Source organism: Streptomyces sp. NPDC001407, assembly GCF_042895325.1.
Lineage (GTDB): Bacteria > Actinomycetota > Actinomycetes > Streptomycetales > Streptomycetaceae > Streptomyces.
Genome location: NZ_JBIAWF010000009.1, coordinates 93228 through 117807 on the forward strand (window position 1 = coordinate 93228; position 24580 = coordinate 117807).

Below are 24580 nucleotides of genomic sequence, written 5' to 3' on the forward strand. Positions count from 1 at the left end.
CGGAGGCCCGGCGCGATAAGGTCGTACAGGACGTCAAGCGGCGTCCGCAGACGTCCGAAGACAGCAGGCGGCAGGTCGGCGACGACGACCAGCAGGGAGCGGTGCAGCGTGTCCGGTGGAGAGGTGGCCGGGATCCTCGTGGCCGTCTTCTGGGCGATCCTCGTGTCGTTCATGGCCCTGGTCCTGGTGCGGCTCGCGCAGACGCTCAAGGCCGCCACCAAGCTGGTGGCCGACGTCAGCGAGCAGGCCGTCCCGCTGCTCGCCGACGCCTCCGCGACCGTGCGCTCCGCCAACACCCAGCTCGCCCGCGTCGACTCGATCGCCGCCGACGTCCAGGAGGTCACGGCGAACGCCTCCGCGCTCTCCTCGACCGTCTCCTCCGCCTTCGGCGGGCCCCTGGTCAAGGTCGCGGCGTTCGGCTACGGCGTGCGGCGCGCGATCGGCCGCAAGGCCGCGCCCGCGGAGCCCGCGCCGCGGTACTCCGTCCTCGCCGGCCGGACCGTCGGCCGGAAACTGCCGTCCGCCCGGCGCGGCAGCCGCCGTACCCGTGGGAAGGGTTGACCCCAGGAATGTTCCGCCGCACCTTCTGGTTCACGACCGGTGTAGCCGCCGGTGTCTGGGCCACCACCAAGGTCAACCGCAAGCTGGCCCAGCTCACCCCGGAGAGCCTGGCTCTCCAGGCGGCGGACCGCGCGGTCGTCGCGGGCCGCCGGGTCAAGCTCTTCGCCCTCGACGTCCGCGACGGCATGGCGCACCGCGAGGCGGCGCTCAAGGACGCGCTCGGCCTCACCGCCGTACCCGACCCCGAGCGCCGGGAGCTTCCCGAGCAGCGCCGGCTGGTCGCACTCGAACAGCAGCACACCTACCACTCGTTCACCCGGAAAGAGGACCACTGATGGAGTCGGCTGAAATCCGCCGCCGCTGGCTGCGCTTCTTCGAGGAGCGCGGACACACCGTCGTTCCCTCGGCGTCAGTCATCGCGGACGACCCGACCCTGCTGCTGGTCAACGCGGGCATGGTCCCCTTCAAGCCGTACTTCCTCGGCGAGGTCAAGCCGTCCTTCACGCGCGCCACCAGCGTGCAGAAGTGCATCCGCACGCCGGACATCGAAGAGGTCGGCAAGACCACCCGCCACGGCACGTTCTTCCAGATGTGCGGCAACTTCTCCTTCGGCGACTACTTCAAGGAAGGCGCCATCAAGCTCGCCTGGGAGCTGCTCACCAGCTCCGTGGCGGACGGCGGCTTCGGCCTGGAGCCGGAGAAGCTCTGGATCACCGTCTACCTCGACGACGACGAGGCCGAGCGGATCTGGCGCGACGTCGTCGGCGTCCCCGCCGAGCGCATCCAGCGCCTGGGCAAGAAGGACAACTTCTGGTCCATGGGCGTCCCCGGCCCCTGCGGCCCCTGCTCCGAGATCAACTACGACCGCGGCCCGGAGTTCGGCGTCGAGGGCGGCCCCGCCGTCAACGACGAGCGCTACGTGGAGATCTGGAACCTGGTCTTCATGCAGTACGAGCGCGGTGCGGGCGACGGCAAGGAGGACTTCCCGATCCTCGGGGACCTGCCGTCCAAGAACATCGACACCGGCCTCGGTCTCGAGCGTCTCGCCATGATCCTGCAGGGCGTGCAGAACATGTACGAGACCGACACCCTGCGCGTCGTCATGGACAAGGCCACCGAGCTGACCGGCGTCCGCTACGGCGACAAGCACGAGTCGGACGTGTCGATGCGTGTGGTCGCCGACCACATCCGCACCTCCGTCATGCTCATCGGCGACGGCGTCACCCCCGGCAACGAGGGCCGCGGTTACGTGCTGCGCCGCATCATGCGCCGCGCCATCCGCAACATGCGCCTGATGGGTGCCACCGGTCCGGTCGTCAAGGACCTGACCGACGTCGTGATCGACACGATGGGACAGCAGTACCCGGAGCTCGTCACCGACCGCAAGCGCATCGAGACCGTCGCCCTCGCCGAGGAGGCCGCCTTCCTCAAGGCCCTCAAGGGCGGCACCAACATCCTCGACACCGCCGTGACCGAGACCAAGGCCGCCGGCGGCACGGTCCTCTCCGGCGACAAGGCGTTCCTGCTCCACGACACCTGGGGCTTCCCGATCGACCTCACCCTCGAGATGGCCGCCGAGCAGGGCCTGTCCGTGGACCAGGACGGCTTCCGCCGCCTGATGAAGGAGCAGCGGGAGCGGGCCAAGGCCGACGCCAAGGCCAAGAAGACCGGTCACGCCGACCTGTCCGCCTACCGCGAGGTCGCCGACACCACCGGCGAGAGCGACTTCACGGGCTACACCCTCACCGAGAACGAGTCGACCGTCGTCGGCCTGCTCGTCGACGGCGTGCCCTCGCCCGCCGCGACCGAGGGCGACGAGGTCGAGGTCGTCCTCGACCGCACCCCCTTCTACGCCGAGGGCGGCGGCCAGCTCGCCGACACCGGCCGCATCCGGCTCGACAACGGCGCGGTCATCGAGGTCCGCGACGTGCAGAAGCCCGTCCCGGGCGTCCACGTCCACAAGGGCGTCGTCCAGGTCGGCGAGGTCACCGTGGGTGCCGCCGCCCACGCCGCCATCGACGTGACGCGCCGCCGGGCCATCGCCCGTGCCCACAGCGCCACCCACCTCACCCACCAGGCGCTGCGCGACGCCCTGGGCCCGACGGCCGCCCAGGCCGGCTCGGAGAACTCGCCCGGCCGCTTCCGCTTCGACTTCGGCTCCCCGGCCGCCGTGCCGGGCAGCGTCCTCACGGACGTCGAGCAGCGGATCAACGAGGTCCTCTCCCGGGAACTCGACGTCCAGGCCGAGGTCATGAGCATCGACGAGGCCAAGAAGCAGGGCGCCATCGCGGAGTTCGGCGAGAAGTACGGCGAGCGCGTGCGCGTCGTGACCATCGGCGACTTCTCCAAGGAGCTGTGCGGCGGCACGCACGTGGCCAACACCGCCCAGCTGGGCCTGGTGAAGCTGCTCGGTGAGTCCTCGATCGGCTCCGGTGTGCGCCGCGTCGAGGCCCTGGTCGGCACGGACGCCTACAACTTCCTCGCCAAGGAGCACACGGTCGTCGCCCAGCTCCAGGAGCTGGTCAAGGGCCGTCCGGAGGAGCTGCCGGAGAAGATCTCCGGGATGCTCGCCAAGCTCAAGGACGCCGAGAAGGAGATCGAGCGCTTCCGCGCCGAGAAGGTGCTCCAGGCCGCCGCCGGTCTCGCCGAGGGCGCCAAGGACGTCCACGGCGTGGCGCTGGCCATCGGCCGGGTGCCGGACGGCACCGGCGCCGACGACCTGCGCAAGCTCGTCCTCGACGTCCGCGGCCGGATCCAGGGCGGCCGGGCCGCCGTGGTGGCGCTGTTCACCGTCGTGAACGGCCGCCCGCTGACCGTCATCGCCACCAACGAGGCAGCCCGTGAGCGCGGTCTCAAGGCCGGTGACCTGGTGCGCACGGCCGCCAAGACCCTCGGTGGCGGTGGCGGCGGCAAGCCGGACGTCGCCCAGGGCGGCGGTCAGAACCCGGACGCCGTCGACGAGGCCGTCGCCGCCGTCGAGCGCCTCGTCGCCGAAGCGGCCTGACCGCCGTGCGACGTGGCAGGCGCATCGCCGTAGATGTCGGGGACGCCCGGATCGGGGTCGCCTCGTGCGACCCCGACGGGATCCTCGCGACCCCGGTCGAGACCGTGCCGGGGCGTGACATCCCGCAGGCCCACAAGCGGCTGGTGGCGATCGTCGCGGAGTACGAGCCGATCGAGGTCGTCGTCGGTCTGCCCCGCTCCCTCAAGGGGGGAGAGGGGCCGGCCGCGGCCAAGGTCAGGACCTTCGCCAAGGAGATGGCCCGGCGGGTGGCGCCCGTACCGGTGCGGCTGGTCGACGAGCGCATGACGACCGTCACAGCCGCGCAGGGACTGCGCGCCTCCGGCGTCAACACCAGAAAGGGGCGCTCGGTCGTCGACCAGGCGGCCGCCGTGGTCATCCTGCAGAACGCGCTGGAGATCGAGAAGGTCTCCGGCCGGCCTCCCGGCGAGGCCGTCGACGTGGTCATCTGATCGCAGTACGGTAACGTTCCGCGCTGACATGGCAGCCGTTCGAACGTCTCCCGTACAGGACCGGACGATTCGGAACCCGCGCTCCACGGAGTGCCGACCGGCTGCCGCTGTGCGGCTCTAGGGGATTGATGACTGAGTATGGCCGGGGCTCCGGCTCCCAACCGTGGCATCCCGAGGACCCTCTGTACGGGGACCCGGGATACGACGGGCAACAGCATCCGCAGCATCAGCATCCCCAGCAGCCGTCACAGCCTCAGTACGGTCAACAGCAGTACGGCTGGGACCCCTCGCAGAGCGCGGGGGGTCCCTACGGCACCGGGGAGCAGTACGGGCAGCAGCCCGTCGACCCCTACACCGGCGCGCGCCCGGACTACTACGGCACGCAGGACGCCTATCCGCCGCCGCAGCCCCAGCACCAGCGCGGGCCGCAGGAGCAGCAGCACGCGCCTCAGCAGCAGGCCTCTCAGCAGCACGTCCCCCAGCAGTACGAACAGCAGGTGCCGCGGCAGGCTCAGCACGAGACGCAGCAGCACCACACGCAGGAGTTCGAGCAGCCCGCGGAGTGGCGTTCGGAGCCCGACGAGGACAAGCTGTCCCTCTTCGACGACCTCTCCGGGCCCGTCCGGACGGAGCCGGAGGAGGACGAGCCGGCCGAGGAGCGCTCCGGCGGCCGTGACCGGCGGGGCGGCAAGAAGCCCAAGAAGCGCCGCAGCGGCACCGCTTGTCTCCTGGTCGCCGTGGTGCTCGTCGGTGTCGTGGGCGGCGGTGGCTATCTCGCCTACGACTACTGGCAGACCCATTTCGGGGCCGCGCCCGACTACGACGGCGAGGGCACCGGCCAGGTCCAGGTCGAGATCCCCAAGGGCTACGGCATCAGCCAGATGGGCGAGGTGCTCCAGAAGGCCGGTGTGGTCAAGAGCGTCGGCGCCTTCACCGAGGCGGCGGGCAAGGACCCCAAGGGCAAGGCCATCCAGCCCGGCACCTACACCCTCCACAAGGAGATGTCCGGTGCCGCGGCCGTGTCGATGATGACCAACACCTCGAACTTCCTCACCATCGGCGAGGGCCGCCGGGCGGTGTCGGTCTACGCCGCGATCGACGAGAAGCTCGGCCTGGCGAAGGGCACGACCAAGGACGTCGCCAAGAACCAGGCGAAGAACCTCGGGCTGCCCGACTGGGCCGACAGCGACCCCAAGGTCAAGGACCCGCTGGAGGGCTTCCTCTTCCCCTCGCAGTACAACGCGAGCAAGGGCACCAAGCCCGAGGAGATCCTCAAGCAGATGGTCGCGCGGGCCAAGGAGACCTACGCCAAGCAGGACCTGGAGGGCAAGGCGCGCGAACTCGGCCTGAAGTCCCCGCTCCAGCTGATCACCGTGGCGAGCCTGGTGAACGCCGAGGGCATGACGCACGACGACTTCCGCAAGATGTCCCGCGTCATCTACAACCGGCTCAAGCCGACCAACACCCAGACGAACGGCAAGCTCGAGTTCGACTCGACGTACAACTACATCAAGAACCAGAGCAAGCTCGACCTCGACCCCAGGCAGCTCCGGTCGTACGACGATCCGTACAACACGTACCACGTCAAGGGCCTGCCGCCCGGTCCCATCGGCAACCCCGGGGAAGAGGCGCTGAAGGCCGCGATGGACCCCGAACCGGGCGATTGGTACTACTTCGTCTCCGTCGACGGCAAGACGACGAAGTTCGCCACGACACTGGCCGAGCACGACAAGCTCGTCCAGGAGTTCAACGAGAACCAGAGGAAGAAGCAGGGATGACCGTCCAGCCCAGGCGCCGCCGCGCGGCCGTGCTCGGATCGCCGATCGGCCACTCCCTCTCGCCGGTCCTGCACCGCGCCGCCTACGCGGCGCTGGGGCTGGGGGAGTGGACGTACGACCGCTTCGAGATCGACGAGGCCGCGCTGCCCGGCTTCCTCGCGGAGCTGGACGGCACCTGGGCGGGCTTCTCGCTCACGATGCCGCTCAAGCGCGCGGTGCTGCCGCTGCTGGACGAGGTGAGCGACACCGCGGCCTCGGTCGAGGCCGTCAACACCGTCGTCCTCACCGAGGACGGCCGCCGCCTCGGCGACAACACCGACATCCCCGGCATCGAGGCCGCCCTGCGCGAGCGCGGCGTCGAGAAGGTCGACTCCGCCGCCGTCCTCGGCGCCGGTGCCACCGCCTCCTCCGCCCTCGCCGCCCTCGCCCGGATCTGCACCGGCGAGGTCACCGCCTATGTGCGCAGCGAGGCGCGGGCCGCCGAGATGCGCCAGTGGGGCGAGCGGCTCGGCGTGCCCGTCACGGTGACCGACTGGTCGCGTGCCGCCGAGGCCCTCACCGCGCCCCTGGTCGTCGCCACCACGCCGGCCGGTGCCACGGACGCCCTCGCCGCCGCGGTCCCCGAGCACCCCGGCACCCTCTTCGACGTCCTCTACGAGCCCTGGCCGACCCCGCTGGCCGCCGCCTGGACGGCCAACGGCGGTGCCGTCCTCAGCGGCCTGGACCTCCTGGTGCACCAAGCGGTGCTCCAGGTCGAGCAGATGACCGGATGCAGACCGGGGCCCCTCGCGGCGATGCGCGCGGCGGGCGAGGAAGCACTCGCGGCACGCGCTCGCTGACCACGACCTGACCGAGTCCGTCCACAACCCGGACCTGAGGCCGGGAAAGGGCCCGGGACGTGGGAGGATCGACAACGGCGGGCCAGGGCCGCGCGCCCCCAGCCAGCGCTGGGAGGTACCCCCGGGTCGCGCCGCAGCAAGATCAGGCGCGAGCAGAGGAGTCCCGTTGAGCAGGTTGCGCTGGCTGACGGCCGGAGAGTCCCATGGTCCGGCACTGGTGGCGACGCTGGAGGGCCTGCCCGCCGGTGTGCCGATCACCACGGAGATGGTGGCGGACCACCTGGCCCGGCGGCGCCTGGGCTACGGCCGGGGCGCGCGCATGAAGTTCGAGCGCGACGAGGTCACCTTCCTCGGCGGCGTGCGGCACGGCCTGACCATGGGTTCGCCGGTCGCCGTCATGGTCGGCAACACCGAGTGGCCCAAGTGGGAAAAGGTCATGTCCGCCGACCCCGTCGACGCCGACGAGCTCGCCGCGCTGGCCCGTAACGCCCCGCTGACCCGCCCCCGCCCCGGCCACGCCGACCTCGCGGGCATGCAGAAGTACGGCTTCGACGAGGCCCGTCCGGTCCTGGAGCGCGCCTCCGCGCGGGAGACCGCGGCCCGCGTGGCGCTGGGCGCCGTCGCCCGCTCCTACCTCAAGGAGACGGCCGGCATCGAGATCGTCTCCCACGTCGTGGAGCTGGCCGCCGCCAAGGCGCCGTACGGCGTCTACCCCGAGCCCGCCGACGTCGAGCGCCTCGACGCCGACCCGGTGCGCTGCCTGGACCAGGACGCGAGCAAGGCGATGGTCGCCGAGATCGACCAGGCCCACAAGGACGGCGACACGCTCGGCGGCGTCGTCGAGGTGCTCGCGTACGGCGTCCCGGTCGGCCTGGGCTCGCACGTGCACTGGGACCGCCGGCTCGACGCGCGCCTCGCGGCCGCGCTGATGGGCATTCAGGCGATCAAGGGCGTGGAGGTCGGCGACGGCTTCGACCTGGCCCGGGTGCCCGGCTCGCAGGCGCACGACGAGATCGTCGCCACCGACGACGGCATCCGCCGCACCTCCGGCCGCTCCGGCGGCACCGAGGGCGGTCTGACCACCGGTGAGCTGCTGCGGGTGCGGGCGGCGATGAAGCCCATCGCGACCGTGCCCCGCGCCCTCGCCACCGTCGACGTGACCACCGGCGAGGCCGCGCAGGCGCACCACCAGCGCTCCGACGTCTGCGCCGTCCCGGCCGCGGGCATCGTGGCGGAGGCCATGGTGGCGTTGGTGCTGGCGGACGCGGTGGCGGAGAAGTTCGGCGGCGACAGCGTGGCCGAGACCCGGCGCAACGTCCAGAGCTACCTCGACAACCTGGCCATCAAGTGACCCCTCCCGCCGTCGTGCTGGTGGGCCCGCCCGGAGCGGGCAAGTCCACCATCGGTGCCCTGCTCGCCCAGCGGCTGGGCACCGGCTACCGCGACACCGACGCCGACATCGAGCGGAGCGCGGGCAAGCCCATCCCGGAGATCTTCATCGACGAGGGCGAGCCGCACTTCCGCGAGCTGGAGCGGCAGGCCGTCCGCACCGCCGTGGCCGAGCACCCCGGGGTGCTCGCCCTCGGCGGCGGGGCGGTCATGGACGACGGCACCCGCGCCCTGCTCAAGGGCCTCCCGGTGATCTTCCTCGACGTCGAACTCGCCGACGCCGTCCACCGGGTGGGCCTGGACGCCCCGCGCCCGCTGCTCGCGGTCAACCCGCGGCAGCGCTGGCGGGAGCTGATGGCCGCGCGCCGCCCGCTCTACACCGAGGTCGCCCGCGCCGTCGTCACCACCGGCGGCCGCACCCCGGACGAGGTCGCCGACGCCGTGCTCGACGCGCTGGCGCTGCCCCGGGACCGTACCCCCGACACCACGCAATGAGGAACGCATGACCGACGCCCCCACCCGCATCCGGGTCGCCAGCGCGGGCTCCGAGCCGTACGAGGTCCTGGTCGGCCACCAGCTGCTGGGCGAGCTGCCCGGGCTGATCGGCACCGAGGCCAAGCGGGTCGCCGTGCTCCACCCGGAGGCGCTCGCCGAGACCGGCGAGGTGCTCCGCCAGGACCTGGCCGCGCAGGGCTACGAAGCCATCGCGATCCAGCTCCCCAACGCCGAGGAGTCCAAGACCGTCGAGGTCGCGGCCTATTGCTGGAAGGCGCTCGGTCAGACCGGGTTCACCCGCACCGACGTCATCGTCGGCGTCGGCGGCGGCGCCACCACCGACGTGGCCGGCTTCGTCGCCGCGACCTGGCTGCGCGGGGTGCGCTGGATCGCCGTACCCACCACCGTGCTGGGCATGGTCGACGCCGCGGTCGGCGGCAAGACGGGCATCAACACCGCCGAGGGCAAGAACCTCGTCGGTGCCTTCCACCCGCCGGCCGGGGTCCTGTGCGACCTCGCCGCACTGGAGTCGCTGCCGGTCCACGACTACGTCAGCGGGCTCGCCGAGGTCATCAAGGCGGGCTTCATCGCCGACCCGGTCATCCTCGACCTCGTCGAGGCCGACCCGGCGGCCGCCCGCACCCCGCGGGGGCCGCACACGGCGGAGCTGATCGAGCGCGCGATCCGGGTCAAGGCGGAGGTCGTCTCCGCCGACCTCAAGGAGTCGGGCCTGCGCGAGATCCTCAACTACGGGCACACCCTGGCCCACGCGATCGAGAAGAACGAGCGCTACAACTGGCGGCACGGCGCCGCCGTCTCCGTCGGCATGGTCTTCGCCGCCGAACTCGGCCGGATCGCCGGCCGCCTGGACGACGCGACCGCCGACCGGCACCGCGCCATCCTTCAGTCCGTGGGCCTGCCCGTGACCTACCGCGGCGACCAGTGGCCCAAGCTGGTGGAGACCATGAAGGTCGACAAGAAGTCCCGCGGCGACCGGCTGCGCTTCATCGTCCTCGACGGCCTCGCCAAGCCCACCGTCCTGGAATCCCCGGACCCGGCGATGCTGCTGGCCGCCCACGCGGAGATCGCCGCGTGAGCGCCGGCGAGCGCGGCCGGGTGCTCGTGCTCAACGGGCCCAACCTCGGCCGGCTGGGCTCGCGCGAGCCCGACGTCTACGGCTCGACCTCCTACAAGGGGCTGGTCGAAGCCTGCACGGAGCTCGGTGCCGAGCTCGGCTTCGACGTCGAGGTCCGCGAGACCAACGACGAGGGCGAGCTGGTCCGCTGGCTGCACGAGGCGGCCGACGGGCGGATCCCCGTCGTCATCAACCCCGGTGCCTTCACCCACTACTCGTACGCCATGCGGGACGCGGCGGCCCAGCGCACGGCGCCGCTGGTCGAGGTGCACATCTCCAACCCGTACGCGCGCGAGGAGTTCCGCCACACGTCCGTGATCGCCGCGGTGGCCAGCGGCACGGTCGCCGGCTTCGGCATCGGCTCCTACCGGCTCGCGCTGCGTGCCCTGGCGGAGGAACTGCGGGGCTGACCCACGCGTCTTCACCGGGGACCGGGGCTCCGCCCGGTCCCCGCGGGGCCCGGGGAGCGCGACCGGCCGCCACCGGCCCGGCGGGCCGCGCCCGGACCAGGGGTCCGGGGCACGGCCCCGGCCGGGCGGGGGATAGCCTCTGCCGCGCAAGTCGCCGCACGAGACGGAGTGCCAACCGCATGCAGCACCCAGGGGGACCGCCGGTGCCACCACCCCACCCCCCGATGCCACCCGTACCACCCCCGCCCGGACCGGACGCCACCGCAGGCTTCCCCATGCCCCACGCCGAAGCCGCGCACGCGGCGCACGCCGCCGTGGCCCTGCTGATCATCGGCCCGGCCGGTGCGGGCAAGACCACCGTGGCACGGCACTGGGCGGACACCCGTGCCGTGCCCACGGCACACATCAGCCTCGACGACGTGCGCGAGTGGGTGCGCTCCGGTTTCGCGAACCCGCAGTCCGGGTGGAACGACCACTCCGAGGCGCAGTACCGCCTCGCCCGCCGCACCTGCGGCTTCGCCGCCCGCAACTTCCTCGCCAACGGCATCTCCTGCGTCCTGGACGACGCGGTTTTCCCCGACCGGCCCGTCGTCGGCCTCGGCGGCTGGAAGCGGCACGTGGGCCCCGGGCTGCTGCCCGTGGTCCTGCTGCCCGGCCTGGAGATCGTCCTGGAGCGCAACGCCGCGCGCACCGGCAACCGCCGCCTCGGCGACGAGGAGGTCGCCAGGATCCACGGCCGGATGGCCGGCTGGTACGGCTCCGGCCTGCCGATCATCGACAACTCCCAGCAGGACGTCGCCACCACGGCCCGCCTGCTGGACGACGTGGTCGCCCGCGCCCTGGCCGCGCCCCCCGGCTATCCGTAGGCGCCCAGTCGGACGCGCTGGAACGGCCCGCGACGGCACTCCGCCGTACGCTCGGAAGCATGTCCGAGGTGTACGCGGCGCGCCGCGCGCGGCTGCGTGAGCGCTGCGAGGCGGCCGGGAGCGAGGCCGCCCTGGTGTCCGGCGGCGCCAACGTCCGGTATCTGGCGGGCGGGGCGCCGACGGGTGCCGCGCTGCTCGTCGGGCCCGCCGAGGACGCCCTGCTGTGTCCGGGCGACCTCGCCCCGCGGAGCCCGGCCGACCGCCCCGCCGAGGGGCTGCGGATCGAGGTGCTGTCCGCGCCGGACGGCGACCCCGCCGTCGCCGGGGCCGAGCGCGCCGCCGCGGCCGGAGCCCGCTCGCTGGCCGTCGAGGAGCACCACCTGACCGTGGCCCGGCACCGCGCCCTGCGCTCGGTCGCGCCCCGGCTGCGCCTGGACGACCTCGGCACGGCCGTGGAGCAGCAGCGCGTGGTCAAGGACAACGAGGAGATCTCCGCGCTGCGGATCGCCGCGGAGATCGCCGACCAGGCGCTGGGCGAGCTCCTGGAGTCGATCCTCGTCGGCCGCACCGAGCGGCACCTGGCGCTGGAGCTGGAGCGCCGCCTGGTCGACCACGGCGCGTCGGGCCCGGCCTTCACCACCTCGGTCGGCGCCGGCCCGAATTCGGGGCTGGCCGGGCACGTGCCCACCGACCGGCGGGTGGAGGAGGGCGATTTCCTCTGCGTCTGCCTGGGCGCCGACTACCGCGGCTACCGCAGCGAGGTGGCCCGGACCTTCGTCATCGGCACCAGCCCCGCGGACTGGCAGATCGAGCTGTACGAGCAGGTGTTCGCCGCTCAGCGGGCGGGCCGGGAGAAGCTCGCGCCGGGCACTCCGTACCGCGATGTGGACCGCGCGGCACGGGTCGTCCTGGAGGCCGCGGGCCACGGTGAGAGGCTCGGACCGCGCATCGGACACGGCGTGGGACTCGAAAACGACGAGGACCCTCGGCTGACGCCCTCGGCAATGGGTAAACTGGACGCTTGCGTGCCGGTCACCGTAGATCCGGGGGTTCACCTCCCGGGGCGGGGCGGCGTCCGGATCGATGACACGCTCGTCGTCCGCCCCGAGGCGGATGGCGGACCCGAGCTACTCACCATTACGACCAAGGAGCTGCTCGCGCTGTAGCGCGTGCCTTCGGGGTCCCAGCTTCAGTCCAGGAGATTCCGCAACCGTGGCTTCCACGAACGACCTCAAGAACGGCATGGTGCTCAAGCTCGACGGAGGCCAGCTCTGGTCCGTCGTCGAGTTCCAGCACGTCAAGCCCGGCAAGGGCCCCGCCTTCGTCCGCACGAAGCTGAAGAACGTGCTCTCCGGCAAGGTGGTCGACAAGACCTTCAACGCCGGTGTCAAGGTCGAGACGGCCACCGTCGACAAGCGCGGTATGCAGTTCTCGTACATGGACGGCGAGTACTTCGTGTTCATGGACATGGACACGTACGACCAGCTGCACGTCGACCGCAAGGCCGTCGGCGACGCCGCCAACTTCCTGATCGAGGGCTTCGAGGCCGTCGTCGCGAAGCACGGCGAAGAGGTGCTCTACGTCGAGCTCCCGGCCGCCGTCGAGCTGACCATCGAGCACACCGACCCGGGTGTCCAGGGCGACCGCTCCACCGGCGGTTCCAAGCCCGCCAAGCTGGAGACCGGCTACGAGATCCAGGTCCCGCTCTTCATCACCACGGGTGAGAAGATCAAGGTCGACACGCGCACCGGTGATTACCTCGGTCGGGTGAACAGCTAACCGTGGCCGCCCGCAGCAAGGCCCGTAAGCGCGCCTTCCAGATCCTTTTCGAGGCCGATCAGCGCGGCACCACCGTGCAGAACGTGCTCGCCGACTGGGTCCGGCATTCGCGCTCCGACGACCGGCAGCCGCCGGTCAACGAATACACGATGCAGCTGGTCGAGGGGTATGCGGAGCACGTGTCCCGCATCGACGAGCTCATCGCCACCTACGCGGTCGACTGGGACCTGGACCGGATGCCGGTCGCGGACCGGAACATCGTGCGGCTCGGTGCCTACGAGCTGATCTGGGAGGACGAGACCCCGGACGCGGTGGCGATCGACGAGGCGGTGCAGCTCGCCAAGGAGTTCTCCACCGACGACTCGCCGTCCTTCGTGAACGGTCTGCTCGGCCGGTTCAAGGACCTCAAGCCGAGCCTTCGTCGCGACGAGAGCTGACAGACGTAAAAAAGGCCGTGGGGCGGGGAGAAACCTTTTCAAAGGTTTCTCCCCGCCCCACGGCTTTTGGCCCGTCAGGGCGGGGACATGACCGGAGCCGAGGCTCAGGCGTCCTCGTGCTGGACGGCGCGGCGCGCGTCGGCGTCGAGCACGCCCCAGCTGATCAGCTGCTCGGTGAGCACCGAGGGCGACTGGTCGTAGATCACGGCGAGGGTGCGCAGGTCGTCCTGGCGGATCGACAGGACCTTGCCGTTGTAATCGCCGCGCTGGCTCTGGATGGTCGCGGCATAGCGCTGGAGCGGACCCGCCTTCTCGGCCGGCACGTGGGCCAGGCGCTCAAGGTCCAGGACCAGCTTCGGCGGCGGCTCGGCGGCCCCGCCCGGCGTGGTGCCCGGCAGCAGTTCCTGCACCGGAACGCCGTAGAAGTCGGCCAGCTCGGCCAGGCGCTGCACGGTCACGGCACGGTCGCCGCGCTCGTACGAGCCCACTACCACGGCCTTCCAGCGGCCCTGGGACTTCTCCTCGACGCCATGGAGGGAGAGGCCCTGCTGGGTGCGGATGGCGCGGAGTTTGGCCCCGAGCTGTTTGGCGTATTCGCTGGACATAAAGCTCCCCGGACGCGGTATCAATCTGCGGCTCTGCCGCGTGGCTGGTAACTCACTGTGAGGTTACGCAGCGTAATCTGACTTCGTCAAGCCGAATGGTCCACAGCATCCCCCGTGCGGGGCGGTGGCCGGTCCTGGTCCGGGACCCTGGTACGGTGAGAACGATAAATCCGACGTCCTTTAATGTCCGTCCCGTGAGGCGGAGAAGGGGGTCCGTTTCGTATGGACGCAAACCGTGACGCGAACCAGACCGGTTCCGCCGCCCGTCCCGTGCTGGAAGCACCGGACATCGCCCGGGTCCTGACCCGTATCGCCCACGAGATCGTCGAGCGCGCCAAGGGCGCCGACGACGTGGTGCTCCTCGGCATCCCGACGCGCGGGGTCTTCCTCGCCCGCAGGCTGGCCGCCAAGCTGGAGGAGATCACCGGAGGCAAGACCTCGGTGGGTTCCCTCGACATCACGATGTACCGCGACGACCTGCGGCTGCGCCCTGCCCGCGCGCTCGCCCGCACCGACATCCCCGGCCCCGGCATCGACGGCCGCCTGGTGATCCTCGTCGACGACGTGCTCTTCTCCGGCCGGACGATCCGCGCCGCGCTCGACGCGCTGAACGACATCGGCCGCCCCCGCGCCGTCCAGCTCGCTGTCCTCGTCGACCGCGGCCACCGCGAACTGCCCATCCGCGCCGACTACGTCGGCAAGAACCTCCCCACGTCGCTGCGGGAGACGGTCAAGGTGCAGCTCACCGAGGAGGACGGCCGCGACAGCGTGCTCCTCGGCGTGCGCGAGACCGCCCCGGCCCAGCAGTAGCGGTCGCCTCCGGCCCCGGCGACCGCCGGTTCCGTGCCCCGGCATGCCCGGCCGCGGCCCGCTGCTCGCCACCCCCACACCCCCTCCTCGACCACGGAGCATCCGGATGAAGCGCCACCTCATCTCGGCCACCGACCTCACCCGCGACGACGCCGTCCTGATCCTCGACACCGCCGAGGAGATGGCCCGGGTCGCCGACCGGCCGATCAAGAAGCTGCCGACCCTGCGCGGCCGCACCGTCGTCAACCTCTTCTTCGAGGACTCGACGCGGACCCGCATCTCCTTCGAGGCCGCCGCCAAGCGGCTCTCCGCCGACGTCATCAACTTCTCCGCCAAGGGCTCCTCGGTCTCCAAGGGCGAGTCCCTCAAGGACACGGCCCTGACCCTGGAGGCCATGGGCGCCGACGCGGTCGTCATCCGCCACCACGCCTCCGGCGCCCCCTACCGGCTGGCGAACTCCGGCTGGATCGACGGCGCCGTCGTCAACGCCGGTGACGGCACCCACGAGCACCCCACGCAGGCGCTCCTGGACGCCTTCACCATGCGCCGCCGCCTGGTCGGGCACGACGCCGGCCTCGGCCGGGACCTCGGCGGCCGCCGGATCACGATCGTCGGCGACATCCTGCACAGCCGGGTGGCCCGCTCCAACGTCCACCTGCTGCACACCCTCGGCGCCCACGTCACCCTCGTCGCACCGCCCACCCTGGTGCCGATCGGCGTCGAGCAGTGGCCCTGCGAGGTCTCCTACGACCTGGACGCGGTGCTGCCGAAGTCCGATGCCGTCATGATGCTGCGCGTCCAGCGCGAGCGCATGAACGCCGCCTTCTTCCCCACCGAGCGTGAATACTCCCGCCGCTACGGCCTGACCGGCGACCGGATGGCCCGGATGCCGGAACACGCCGTCGTGATGCACCCGGGCCCGATGAACCGGGGTATGGAGATCACCGCGGAGGTCGCCGACTCCGACCGCTGCACCGCCGTCGAGCAGGTCGCCAACGGCGTCAGCATCCGCATGGCCGTCCTCTACCTCCTGCTCGGCGGCTCCGAGCCGGCCGTCGCCACCACTCGCACCGAGGAGAACAACTAACCATGAGCAAGACCCTGATCCGCGGTGCGAAGATCCTCGGCGGCGAGCCCCAGGACGTCCTCATCGACGGCGAGACCATCGCCGCCGTGGGCACCGGCATCGACGCGGGCGACGCCACCGTCATCGAGGCCGACGGCAAGATCCTGCTGCCCGGCCTGGTCGACCTCCACACCCACCTGCGCGAGCCGGGCCGGGAGGACTCCGAGACCGTCCTCACCGGCACCCGGGCCGCCGCGAGCGGCGGCTACACCGCCGTCTTCGCCATGGCGAACACCTTCCCCGTCGCCGACACCGCCGGCGTCGTCGAGCAGGTGTGGCGCCTGGGCAAGGAGTCCGGCTACTGCGACGTGCAGCCCATCGGCGCCGTCACCGTCGGCCTGGAGGGCAAGCAGCTCGCCGAGCTGGGCGCGATGCACGACTCCGCCGCCGGCGTCCGCGTCTTCTCCGACGACGGCAAGTGCGTCGACGACGCCGTGATCATGCGCCGCGCCCTGGAGTACGTGAAGGCGTTCGGCGGCGTCGTCGCCCAGCACGCCCAGGAGCCGCGGCTGACCGAGGGCGCCCAGATGAACGAGGGCGTCGTCTCCGCCGAGCTCGGCCTCGGCGGCTGGCCCGCCGTCGCCGAGGAGTCGATCATCGCCCGCGACGTCCTCCTCGCCGAGCACGTCGGCTCCCGGGTGCACATCTGCCACCTCTCCACGGCCGGCTCGGTGGAGATCGTCCGCTGGGCCAAGTCCCGCGGCATCGACGTCACCGCCGAGGTCACCCCGCACCACCTGCTCCTCACCGACGAGCTCGTGCGGACCTACAACCCCGTCTACAAGGTGAACCCGCCGCTGCGCACCGAGCGCGACGTGCTGGCGTTGCGCGAGGCGCTGGCCGACGGCACGATCGACATCGTCGCCACCGACCACGCCCCGCACCCGCACGAGGACAAGGACTGCGAGTGGGGCGCCGCGGCCATGGGCATGGTGGGCCTGGAGACCGCCCTGTCGGTCGTCCAGCACACCATGGTCGACACCGGCCTGCTGGACTGGGCGGGCGTCGCCGAGCGGATGTCCGCCCGCCCGGCGGAGATCGGCCGCCTCGCCGGCCACGGCCGCCCGGTCGCCGCGGGGGAGCCTGCCAACCTCACCCTGGTCGATTCCGCTTACCGTGGACCCGTGGACCCCGCGGGCTTCGCCTCCCGCAGCCGCAACACCCCCTACGAGGGCCGTGAGCTGCCGGGACGCGTGACCCACACCTTCCTGCGGGGACGGGCGACGGTCGTGGACGGGAAACTCGCGTGACATCTGCACTGATCAATCTGGCGGTCGAGGAGAAGTCCCAGGCCGTCACCGACTGGGCCGCACGGATCGGCTGGGTCGTCGGGCTGCTGCTCTTCATCGCGCTGCTCTACTGGCTGATGCGCGAGGGCTGGAAGTGGCGCGGCACGCTCCAGGGCGACCTGCCCGAGCTGCCCGCCGCCCCGGCCACAACCGCCGAGCCCCGGCTGACCATGGCGGGCCGCTACCACGGCTCCACCACCGCCGGGCAGTGGCTCGACCGGATCGTCGCGCGCGGCCTCGGCACCCGCAGCCGCGCCGAGCTCACCCTGACGGACCAGGGCGTCGGCGTCGCACGGCCCGGGGCCCAGGACTTCTTCATCCCCGCGGACCGGGTGCGCGGCGCCCGGCTCGACAAGGGCATCGCCGGCAAGGTCCTCACCGAGGGCGGCCTGCTGGTGATCACCTGGGAGCACGGCGACCGGGAGATCGACTCCGGCTTCCGCTCCGACCGGGCCGCCGAGCACCCCGCCTGGGTCGAGGCACTCACCCAGCTGCACCACCGGAACCACGACATGGAAGGCGCACGATGACGACCTCCACCAGGGGGACCTCCAAGGTCCCCGCCGTACTCGTCCTGGAGGACGGCCGGACCTTCCGCGGCCGCGCCTACGGGGCCGTGGGGGTGACCTTCGGCGAGGCGGTGTTCTCCACCGGCATGACCGGTTACCAGGAGACCCTGACCGACCCGTCGTACCACCGCCAGGTGGTCGTCATGACCGCCCCGCACGTCGGCAACACCGGCGTCAACGACGAGGACCCCGAGTCGCAGCGGATCTGGGTCGCCGGCTATGTCGTCCGCGACCCCGCCCGGATCCCCTCCAACTGGCGCTCCCGCCGCTCCCTCGACGAGGAGCTGGCCCACCAGGGTGTCGTCGGCATCAGCGGCATCGACACCCGCGCCCTCACCCGCCACCTGCGCGAGCGCGGCGCGATGCGGGTCGGCATCTTCTCCGGCAACAGCCTGCCCGACGCGGGCACGATGCTCGCCGAGGTGCGCCAGGCCCCCGAGATGCAGGGCGCCGACCTCTCCGCCGAGGTCGCCACCAAGGAGGCGTACGTCGTCCCCGCGATCGGCGAGAAGAAGTTCACCGTCGCCGCCGTCGACCTCGGTATCAAGGGCATGACCCCGCACCGGATGGCCGAGCGCGGCATCGAGGTGCACGTGCTGCCCGCGACCGCCACGGTCGAGGACGTGTACGCGGTCGACCCGGACGGCGTGTTCTTCTCCAACGGCCCGGGCGACCCGGCCACCGCCGACGGCCCCGTCGCCGTGATGCAGGCCGTGCTGGAGCGCAAGACCCCGCTCTTCGGCATCTGCTTCGGCAACCAGATCCTCGGCCGCGCGCTCGGCTTCGGCACCTACAAGCTGAAGTACGGCCACCGGGGCATCAACCAGCCCGTGCAGGACCGCACGACCGGCAAGGTCGAGGTCACCGCGCACAACCACGGCTTCGCCGTCGACGCCCCGCTCGACGCGGCGACCGACACGCCGTACGGCCGGGTCGAGGTCTCCCACGTCTGTCTGAACGACAACGTGGTGGAGGGCCTCCAGCTGCTCGACCAGCCGGCGTTCAGCGTCCAGTACCACCCCGAGGCAGCAGCAGGCCCGCACGACGCCGCGTACCTGTTCGACCGCTTCGTCCAGCTCATGGAGGGCCAGCGTGCCTAAGCGCACCGATATCCAGTCCGTCCTGGTCATCGGCTCCGGCCCGATCGTCATCGGCCAGGCCGCCGAGTTCGACTACTCCGGCACCCAGGCGTGCCGGGTCCTGAAGGCCGAGGGCCTGCGGGTCATCCTGGTCAACTCCAACCCGGCCACGATCATGACCGACCCGGAGATCGCCGACGCCACCTACGTCGAGCCGATCACCCCGGAGTTCGTCGAGAAGATCATCGCCAAGGAGCGCCCCGACGCCCTCCTGCCCACCCTCGGCGGCCAGACCGCGCTCAACACCGCGATCTCCATGCACGAGAACGGCGTGCTGGCGAAGTACGACGTCGAGCTCATCGGCGCCAACGTCGAGGCGATCCACAAGGGCGAGGACCGCGACCTCTTCAAGGGCGTCGTCGAGGCCGTCCGCGCGAAGATCGGCCACGGCGAGTCCGCCCGCTCGGTCATCTGCCACACCATGGACGAGGTCATCGCGGGCGTCGAGACGCTCGGCGGCTACCCCGTCGTCGTCCGCCCCTCCTTCACCATGGGCGGCGCCGGCTCCGGCTTCGCCCACGACGAGGACGAGCTGCGCCGCATCGCCGGCCAGGGCCTCACGCTCTCCCCGACCACCGAGGTGCTCCTGGAGGAGTCCATCCTCGGCTGGAAGGAGTACGAGCTGGAGCTGATGCGCGACAAGAACGACAACGTCGTGGTCGTCTGCTCCATCGAGAACTTCGACCCCATGGGCGTGCACACCGGTGACTCGATCACCGTCGCCCCGGCGATGACGCTCACCGACCGCGAGTACCAGCGGCTGCGCGACATCGGCATCGCGATCATCCGCGAGGTCGGCGTCGACACCGGCGGCTGCAACATCCAGTTCGCGGTCAACCCCGACGACGGCCGGATCATCGTCATCGAGATGAACCCCCGCGTCTCCCGCTCCTCGGCGCTCGCCTCCAAGGCCACCGGCTTCCCGATCGCGAAGATCGCCGCCCGGCTCGCCGTGGGCTACACCCTGGACGAGATCCCGAACGACATCACGGAGAAGACCCCGGCGTCCTTCGAGCCCACGCTCGACTACGTCGTGGTCAAGGCCCCGCGCTTCGCCTTCGAGAAGTTCCCGGCCGCCGACGCCACCCTCACCACCACCATGAAGTCGGTGGGCGAGGCCATGGCGATCGGCCGCAACTTCACCGAGGCGCTCCAGAAGGCCCTGCGCTCCCTGGAGAAGAAGGGCTCGCAGTTCGACTTCGTCTCCGCGCCCGGTGACAAGGCGGAGCTGCTGGCGAAGGCGGTCGTCCCCACCGACGGCCGGATCAACACCGTCATGGCCGCGATCCGCGCCGGCGCCACCCCGGAGGAGGTCTTCGATGCCACGAAGATCGACCCGTGGTTCGTCGACCAGCTCTTCCTGATCAAGGAGATCGCCGACGAGCTCGCCGCCGTCGGCGAGCTGGAGCCCGAGCTGCTCTCCGAGGCCAAGCGGCACGGCTTCTCCGACGCCCAGATCGCCGCGATCCGGGGCCTGCGCGAGGACGTCGTCCGCGAGGTCCGGCACGCGCTGGGCGTCCGCCCGGTCTACAAGACGGTCGACACCTGCGCCGCCGAGTTCGCCGCGAAGACGCCGTACTTCTACTCCTCCTACGACGAGGAGAGCGAGGTCGCGCCGCGCGAGAAGCCCGCCGTGATCATCCTCGGCTCGGGCCCCAACCGCATCGGCCAGGGCATCGAGTTCGACTACTCCTGCGTCCACGCCTCCTTCGCGCTCAGCGAGGCGGGCTACGAGACCGTGATGGTCAACTGCAACCCCGAGACCGTCTCCACCGACTACGACACCTCCGACCGGCTCTACTTCGAGCCGCTCACCCTGGAGGACGTCCTGGAGATCGTCCACGCCGAGACCCTCGCCGGTCCCGTCGCGGGCGTCGTCGTCCAGCTCGGCGGCCAGACCCCGCTCGGCCTGGCCCAGGCGCTCAAGGACAACGGCGTGCCGATCGTCGGCACCTCGCCCGAGGCCATCGACCTCGCCGAGGAGCGCGGCGCCTTCGGCCGCGTGCTGACCGAGGCCGGGCTGCCCGCGCCGAAGTACGGCACCGCCTTCTCCTTCGAGGAGGCCAAGGGCATCGCCGCCGAGATCGGCTACCCCGTCATGGTCCGCCCGTCCTACGTGCTCGGCGGCCGCGGCATGGAGATCGTCTACGACGAGCCGTCGCTGGGGGAGTACCTCACCCGGCACGCCGGCCTGATCTCCGAGCATCCGGTGCTCATCGACCGCTTCCTCGACGATGCCATCGAGATCGACGTCGACGCGCTCTACGACGGCCACGAGCTCTACCTCGGCGGCGTCATGGAGCACATCGAGGAGGCCGGCATCCACTCCGGCGACTCCGCCTGCGCGCTGCCCCCGATCACCCTCGGCGGCTTCGACATCAAGCGGCTGCGGGCCTCCACCGAGGCCATCGCCAAGGGCGTCGGCGTCCGCGGCCTGATCAACATCCAGTTCGCCATGGCCGGGGACATCCTCTACGTCCTGGAGGCCAACCCGCGCGCCTCCCGCACGGTCCCCTTCACCTCCAAGGCGACCGCCGTGCCGCTGGCCAAGGCCGCCGCCCGCATCTCGCTGGGCGCCACCGTCGCCCAGCTGCGCGCCGAGGGCATGCTGCCCAAGGAGGGCGACGGCGGCACCCTGCCGCTGGACGCGCCGATCTCCGTCAAGGAGGCCGTGATGCCGTGGAGCCGCTTCCGCGACGCCTCCGGCCGCGGCGTGGACACCGTCCTCGGCCCGGAGATGCGCTCCACCGGTGAGGTCATGGGCATCGACTCGGTCTTCGGCACGGCATACGCCAAGTCGCAGGCCGGCGTGTACGGCGCGCTGCCCACCAAGGGCCGCGCGTTCGTCTCCGTCGCCAACCGCGACAAGCGCTCGATGATCTTCCCGGCGCGCGAGCTGGTCGCCCACGGCTTCGAGCTGCTCGCCACCTCCGGCACCGCCGAGGTCCTCAGGCGCAACGGCATCAACGCCACCGTGGTGCGCAAGCAGAGCGAGGGCGAGGGTCCAGGCGGGGAGAAGACCATCGTCCAGCTCATCCACGACGGCCAGGTCGACCTGATCGTCAACACCCCGTACGGCACCGGCGGCCGGCTCGACGGCTACGAGATCCGTACGGCCGCGGTCGCCCGCGCCGTGCCCTGCCTGACCACGGTCCAGGCCCTCGCGGCCGCCGTCCAGGGCATCGAGGCGCTCACCCGCGGCGACGTCGGGGTGCGGTCCCTCCAGGAACACGCCACGGCGCTGACCGCCGCCCGCGAGGCGTAGGCCACGAGAGGGGGACACCGGAAGGTGTCCCCCTCTTCGCGAGCCCCCCGCCCCCACCTCGCCCAAGAAGGCTTGAAATGTACCGTCTCCTCTTCGACCTGCTCTTCAAGCGCATGGACCCGGAGAAGGCCCACCACCTGGCCTTCGCCTGGATCCGCGCCGCCGCCCGCGTGCCGGTCCTGCGGACCTTCGTCGCGGCCGTCCTCGCCCCCCGCCACAAGGCGCTGCGCACCGAGGCCCTGGGCCTGCGGATGCACGGCCCCTTCGGGCTCGCCGCGGGCTTCGACAAGAACGCCGCCGCGATCGACGGCATGGCGATGCTCGGCTTCGACCACGTCGAGATCGGCACCGTCACCGCGCAGCCCCAGCCCGGCAACCCCAAGAAGCGCCTCTTCCGCCTCGTCGCGGACCGCGCGCTGATCAACCGCATGGGCTTCAACAACGACGGCTCGGCGGCCGTCGCGGAGCGCCTCGCGGCCCGGCACGAGGTCTTCCGGACCACCGTCGGCGTCAACATCGGCAAGACCAAGGTCGTCCCCGAGGAGGAGGCCGTCGCCGACTACGTCACCTCCACCGAGCGCCTCGCCGCCCACGCCGACTACCTCGTGGTCAACGTCTCCTCGCCGAACACGCCGGGCCTGCGCAACCTCCAGGCCACCGAGGCGCTGCGCCCGCTGCTGGCCGCCGTCCGCGAGGCCGCCGACCGCACCGTCACCACCCGCCGGGTGCCGCTGCTGGTGAAGATCGCCCCCGATCTCGCCGACGAGGACGTCGACGCCGTCGCCGACCTCGCCGTCGAGCTCGGCCTGGACGGCATCATCGCCACCAACACCACCATCGCCCGCGAGGGCCTGGGCCTCGCTACCCCGCAGCGCACCGTCGAGGCCATCGGCGCCGGCGGCCTGTCCGGCGCCCCCCTCAAGGCCCGCTCGCTGGAGGTCCTGAGCCGCCTGTACGCCCGTGTGGGCGACCGGATCACGCTGGTGGGGGTCGGGGGCATCGAGACCGCCGACGACGCCTGGGAGCGCATCCTGGCGGGCGCGACCCTGGTCCAGGGCTACAGCGCCTTCATCTACGAGGGCCCGTTCTGGTGCCGGAACATCCACCGGGGCCTGGCCGAGCGCCTCGCCGCCAGCCCGTACGCCACCCTCGCCGAGGCCGTCGGCGCCGAGACCCGGAAGAAGGCAGCCGCATGACCCTCGAACCCTTCGGCGCCCGGCTGCGCAGGGCCATGGATGAGCGCGGCCCGCTCTGCGTCGGCATCGACCCGCACGCCTCGCTCCTCGCGGACTGGGGCCTGACCGACGACATCGCCGGCCTGGAGCGCTTCACGCACACGGTCGTGGAGGCGCTGGCCGACCGCGTGGCCGTGCTCAAGCCGCAGTCCGCCTTCTTCGAGCGCTTCGGCTCGCGCGGCATCGCCGTCCTGGAGCGGGCCGTCGCCGAGGCCCGGGAGGCCGGCGCGCTGGTCCTCATGGACGCCAAGCGGGGCGACATCGGCTCCACCATGGCCGCGTACGCCGCCACCTACCTCGACCCGGCCTCGCCGCTCTTCTCGGACGCCGTCACCGTCAGCCCCTACCTCGGCTACGGCTCGCTGCGCCCGGCCCTGGACCTGGCGCGCGAGAGCGGCACCGGCGTCTTCGTCCTCGCGCTCACCTCGAACCCCGAGGGCGCCGAGGTGCAGCACGCGGTGCGGGCCGGGGGCGCGAGCGTCGCGGCGACGATGCTGGACCACCTCCGGGCCGAGAACGCGGGCGCCGCGCCCATGGGCTCGTACGGCGCGGTGGTCGGCGCGACGCTGAGCGGCTCGCTCGCCGCCGCGGGGGCCGATCTGGCGATCGGCGGCCCGCTGCTCGCCCCCGGCATCGGCGCGCAGGGCGCGACCGCCGCCGACCTGCCGAAGGTCTTCGGCGCGGCCGTCCGCGACGTCGTCCCGAACGTCAGCCGGGGTGTGCTGCGCCACGGTCCGGACGTCGCCGCGCTGCGCGAGAGCGCCCTGCGCTTCGCCGACGAGGTGCGGGCCGCGGTGGAATCGGATGGTCCGGCGGCGGTCTAGCGCCGATCCCGGCCAAGAATTGTCGGCCAGTATGTCCGGAAAAGTCCTGGTCGAGCGAGTCTGACCAGGACTTTTCGTCTGTTCTCGCTGACTGGAGCGGGATCGGCCGCTAGTCTCCGACGAGAGCGAACGCGCAAGCGCGTTGCTCGTTGCTCCCCAGGTGTGGGCCGACTAGGTTCCACACCGGTCCGTTATCCGACAGTTCGATATCCGAGGTGACGTAGGCGTGGCTCTTCCGCCCCTTACCCCTGAACAGCGCGCAGCCGCGCTCGAAAAGGCCGCCGCGGCTCGCCGGGAGCGCGCCGAGGTCAAGAATCGGCTCAAGCACTCCGGCGCCTCGCTGCACGATGTGATCAAGCAGGGCCAGGAGAACGAGGTCATCGGCAAGATGAAGGTGAGCGCACTCCTGGAAAGCCTTCCCGGTGTGGGCAAGGTCCGCGCCAAGCAGATCATGGAGCGGCTCGGGATCTCCGAGAGCCGCCGGGTGCGCGGTCTCGGCTCCAACCAGATCGCGTCCCTGGAGCGTGAGTTCGGCGGCAAGGCCGCCTGACGTTC

24 protein-coding genes are annotated in these 24580 nt (G+C 71.7%); 23 read left to right on the plus strand and 1 reads right to left on the minus strand.

What is annotated here, in order from left to right; translation table 11 throughout:
• The first annotated feature begins 108 nt into the window (after positions 1-108).
• The 14 genes from ACFY1P_RS15140 to nusB all read left to right on the plus strand — a co-directional run bounded on the left by ACFY1P_RS15140 (position 109) and on the right by nusB (position 13163).
• Positions 109-561 (plus strand): DUF948 domain-containing protein, encoded by a 453-nt coding sequence (locus ACFY1P_RS15140; protein ID WP_361522380.1) that lies wholly within the window; start codon positions 109-111, stop codon positions 559-561.
• Between the two features lie 8 nt (positions 562-569).
• Entirely contained in the window at positions 570-896 is a 327-nt protein-coding gene (locus ACFY1P_RS15145) for a DUF6167 family protein (RefSeq protein ID WP_361522377.1), read from the plus strand.
• Positions 896-3565 (plus strand): alanine--tRNA ligase, encoded by a 2670-nt coding sequence (alaS, locus tag ACFY1P_RS15150; protein ID WP_361522375.1) that lies wholly within the window; start codon positions 896-898, stop codon positions 3563-3565. Before ACFY1P_RS15145 ends, alaS begins: the two co-directional genes overlap by 1 nt.
• Before the next feature lie 5 nt (positions 3566-3570).
• A complete protein-coding gene (gene ruvX / locus ACFY1P_RS15155) occupies positions 3571-4035 on the plus strand; it encodes a Holliday junction resolvase RuvX (protein WP_301888993.1) in 465 nt (154 codons plus the stop codon).
• Positions 4036-4163: 128 nt separating this feature from the next.
• On the plus strand, positions 4164-5813 hold the full coding sequence (gene mltG, locus ACFY1P_RS15160) for an endolytic transglycosylase MltG (RefSeq protein WP_361522372.1): 1650 nt from the start codon (positions 4164-4166) through the stop codon (positions 5811-5813).
• Positions 5810-6652 (plus strand): shikimate dehydrogenase, encoded by an 843-nt coding sequence (locus tag ACFY1P_RS15165; protein WP_361522369.1) that lies wholly within the window; start codon positions 5810-5812, stop codon positions 6650-6652. Before mltG ends, ACFY1P_RS15165 begins: the two co-directional genes overlap by 4 nt.
• A gap of 166 nt (positions 6653-6818) precedes the next feature.
• Complete coding sequence (gene aroC, locus ACFY1P_RS15170) at positions 6819-8003, plus strand: chorismate synthase (RefSeq protein WP_361522367.1); 1185 nt, start codon at positions 6819-6821, stop codon at positions 8001-8003.
• Entirely contained in the window at positions 8000-8536 is a 537-nt protein-coding gene (locus tag ACFY1P_RS15175) for a shikimate kinase (RefSeq protein WP_361522364.1), read from the plus strand. Before aroC ends, ACFY1P_RS15175 begins: the two co-directional genes overlap by 4 nt.
• A gap of 7 nt (positions 8537-8543) precedes the next feature.
• Complete coding sequence (aroB, locus tag ACFY1P_RS15180) at positions 8544-9632, plus strand: 3-dehydroquinate synthase (RefSeq protein WP_361522361.1); 1089 nt, start codon at positions 8544-8546, stop codon at positions 9630-9632.
• Positions 9629-10081 (plus strand): type II 3-dehydroquinate dehydratase, encoded by a 453-nt coding sequence (aroQ, locus tag ACFY1P_RS15185; protein WP_361522358.1) that lies wholly within the window; start codon positions 9629-9631, stop codon positions 10079-10081. The genes aroB and aroQ overlap by 4 nt, the downstream gene beginning before the upstream one ends.
• On the plus strand, positions 10078-10947 hold the full coding sequence (locus ACFY1P_RS15190) for an AAA family ATPase (protein ID WP_390750861.1): 870 nt from the start codon (positions 10078-10080) through the stop codon (positions 10945-10947). Before aroQ ends, ACFY1P_RS15190 begins: the two co-directional genes overlap by 4 nt.
• A gap of 59 nt (positions 10948-11006) precedes the next feature.
• Positions 11007-12113, plus strand: coding sequence for a M24 family metallopeptidase (locus ACFY1P_RS15195; RefSeq protein WP_390750827.1), 1107 nt, complete (start codon positions 11007-11009; stop codon positions 12111-12113).
• 46 nt (positions 12114-12159) lie between these two features.
• Positions 12160-12726, plus strand: a complete 567-nt coding sequence (efp, locus tag ACFY1P_RS15200) for an elongation factor P (protein WP_361535568.1) — start codon at positions 12160-12162, stop codon at positions 12724-12726.
• A gap of 2 nt (positions 12727-12728) precedes the next feature.
• A complete protein-coding gene (gene nusB / locus ACFY1P_RS15205) occupies positions 12729-13163 on the plus strand; it encodes a transcription antitermination factor NusB (RefSeq protein WP_116210727.1) in 435 nt (144 codons plus the stop codon).
• Positions 13164-13267: 104 nt separating this feature from the next.
• Here the strand turns inward: nusB and bldD are convergent, their stop codons facing one another.
• Positions 13268-13768, minus strand: a complete 501-nt coding sequence (gene bldD / locus ACFY1P_RS15210) for a transcriptional regulator BldD (protein WP_004948690.1) — start codon at positions 13766-13768, stop codon at positions 13268-13270.
• A 222-nt stretch (positions 13769-13990) separates the two neighbouring features.
• Here bldD and pyrR point away from each other — a divergent pair, with 222 nt between their 5' ends.
• From pyrR to ACFY1P_RS15255, 9 genes are all read left to right on the plus strand, one after another.
• The gene (pyrR, locus tag ACFY1P_RS15215) at positions 13991-14578 is read left to right on the plus strand and encodes a bifunctional pyr operon transcriptional regulator/uracil phosphoribosyltransferase PyrR (RefSeq protein WP_361530510.1); all 588 of its coding nucleotides are present in this window, start codon (positions 13991-13993) and stop codon (positions 14576-14578) included.
• Positions 14579-14684: 106 nt separating this feature from the next.
• Positions 14685-15665, plus strand: a complete 981-nt coding sequence (locus ACFY1P_RS15220; protein ID WP_361530507.1) for an aspartate carbamoyltransferase catalytic subunit — start codon at positions 14685-14687, stop codon at positions 15663-15665.
• 2 nt (positions 15666-15667) lie between these two features.
• Positions 15668-16954 (plus strand): dihydroorotase, encoded by a 1287-nt coding sequence (locus ACFY1P_RS15225; protein WP_361530505.1) that lies wholly within the window; start codon positions 15668-15670, stop codon positions 16952-16954.
• The gene (locus ACFY1P_RS15230) at positions 16951-17523 is read left to right on the plus strand and encodes a hypothetical protein (RefSeq protein ID WP_361530503.1); all 573 of its coding nucleotides are present in this window, start codon (positions 16951-16953) and stop codon (positions 17521-17523) included. Before ACFY1P_RS15225 ends, ACFY1P_RS15230 begins: the two co-directional genes overlap by 4 nt.
• Complete coding sequence (gene carA, locus ACFY1P_RS15235; RefSeq protein WP_361530501.1) at positions 17520-18662, plus strand: glutamine-hydrolyzing carbamoyl-phosphate synthase small subunit; 1143 nt, start codon at positions 17520-17522, stop codon at positions 18660-18662. Before ACFY1P_RS15230 ends, carA begins: the two co-directional genes overlap by 4 nt.
• A complete protein-coding gene (carB, locus tag ACFY1P_RS15240; RefSeq protein ID WP_390750828.1) occupies positions 18655-21966 on the plus strand; it encodes a carbamoyl-phosphate synthase large subunit in 3312 nt (1103 codons plus the stop codon). The genes carA and carB overlap by 8 nt, the downstream gene beginning before the upstream one ends.
• Positions 21967-22043: 77 nt before the next feature.
• On the plus strand, positions 22044-23162 hold the full coding sequence (locus tag ACFY1P_RS15245; RefSeq protein WP_390750829.1) for a quinone-dependent dihydroorotate dehydrogenase: 1119 nt from the start codon (positions 22044-22046) through the stop codon (positions 23160-23162).
• Positions 23159-24025, plus strand: coding sequence for an orotidine-5'-phosphate decarboxylase (pyrF, locus tag ACFY1P_RS15250; RefSeq protein ID WP_361530492.1), 867 nt, complete (start codon positions 23159-23161; stop codon positions 24023-24025). The genes ACFY1P_RS15245 and pyrF overlap by 4 nt, the downstream gene beginning before the upstream one ends.
• 226 nt (positions 24026-24251) lie before the next feature.
• Positions 24252-24575: an integration host factor gene (locus tag ACFY1P_RS15255; RefSeq protein WP_116210718.1), complete on the plus strand. Its 324-nt coding sequence runs from the start codon at positions 24252-24254 to the stop codon at positions 24573-24575.
• Positions 24576-24580 lie beyond the last annotated feature (5 nt).

Coding starts and splice junctions, on each gene's coding strand:
- ACFY1P_RS15145 (WP_361522377.1), top strand. CDS start 570: ATGTTCCGCCGCACCTTCTGGTTCACGACCGGTGTAGCCGCCGGTGTC.
- alaS (WP_361522375.1), top strand. CDS start 896: ATGGAGTCGGCTGAAATCCGCCGCCGCTGGCTGCGCTTCTTCGAGGAG.
- mltG (WP_361522372.1), top strand. CDS start 4,164: ATGACTGAGTATGGCCGGGGCTCCGGCTCCCAACCGTGGCATCCCGAG.
- ACFY1P_RS15165 (WP_361522369.1), top strand. CDS start 5,810: ATGACCGTCCAGCCCAGGCGCCGCCGCGCGGCCGTGCTCGGATCGCCG.
- aroB (WP_361522361.1), top strand. CDS start 8,544: ATGACCGACGCCCCCACCCGCATCCGGGTCGCCAGCGCGGGCTCCGAG.
- ACFY1P_RS15195 (WP_390750827.1), top strand. CDS start 11,007: ATGTCCGAGGTGTACGCGGCGCGCCGCGCGCGGCTGCGTGAGCGCTGC.
- bldD (WP_004948690.1), bottom strand. CDS start 13,768: ATGTCCAGCGAATACGCCAAACAGCTCGGGGCCAAACTCCGCGCCATC.
- pyrR (WP_361530510.1), top strand. CDS start 13,991: ATGGACGCAAACCGTGACGCGAACCAGACCGGTTCCGCCGCCCGTCCC.
- ACFY1P_RS15220 (WP_361530507.1), top strand. CDS start 14,685: ATGAAGCGCCACCTCATCTCGGCCACCGACCTCACCCGCGACGACGCC.
- ACFY1P_RS15225 (WP_361530505.1), top strand. CDS start 15,668: ATGAGCAAGACCCTGATCCGCGGTGCGAAGATCCTCGGCGGCGAGCCC.
- carA (WP_361530501.1), top strand. CDS start 17,520: ATGACGACCTCCACCAGGGGGACCTCCAAGGTCCCCGCCGTACTCGTC.
- ACFY1P_RS15245 (WP_390750829.1), top strand. CDS start 22,044: ATGTACCGTCTCCTCTTCGACCTGCTCTTCAAGCGCATGGACCCGGAG.
- pyrF (WP_361530492.1), top strand. CDS start 23,159: ATGACCCTCGAACCCTTCGGCGCCCGGCTGCGCAGGGCCATGGATGAG.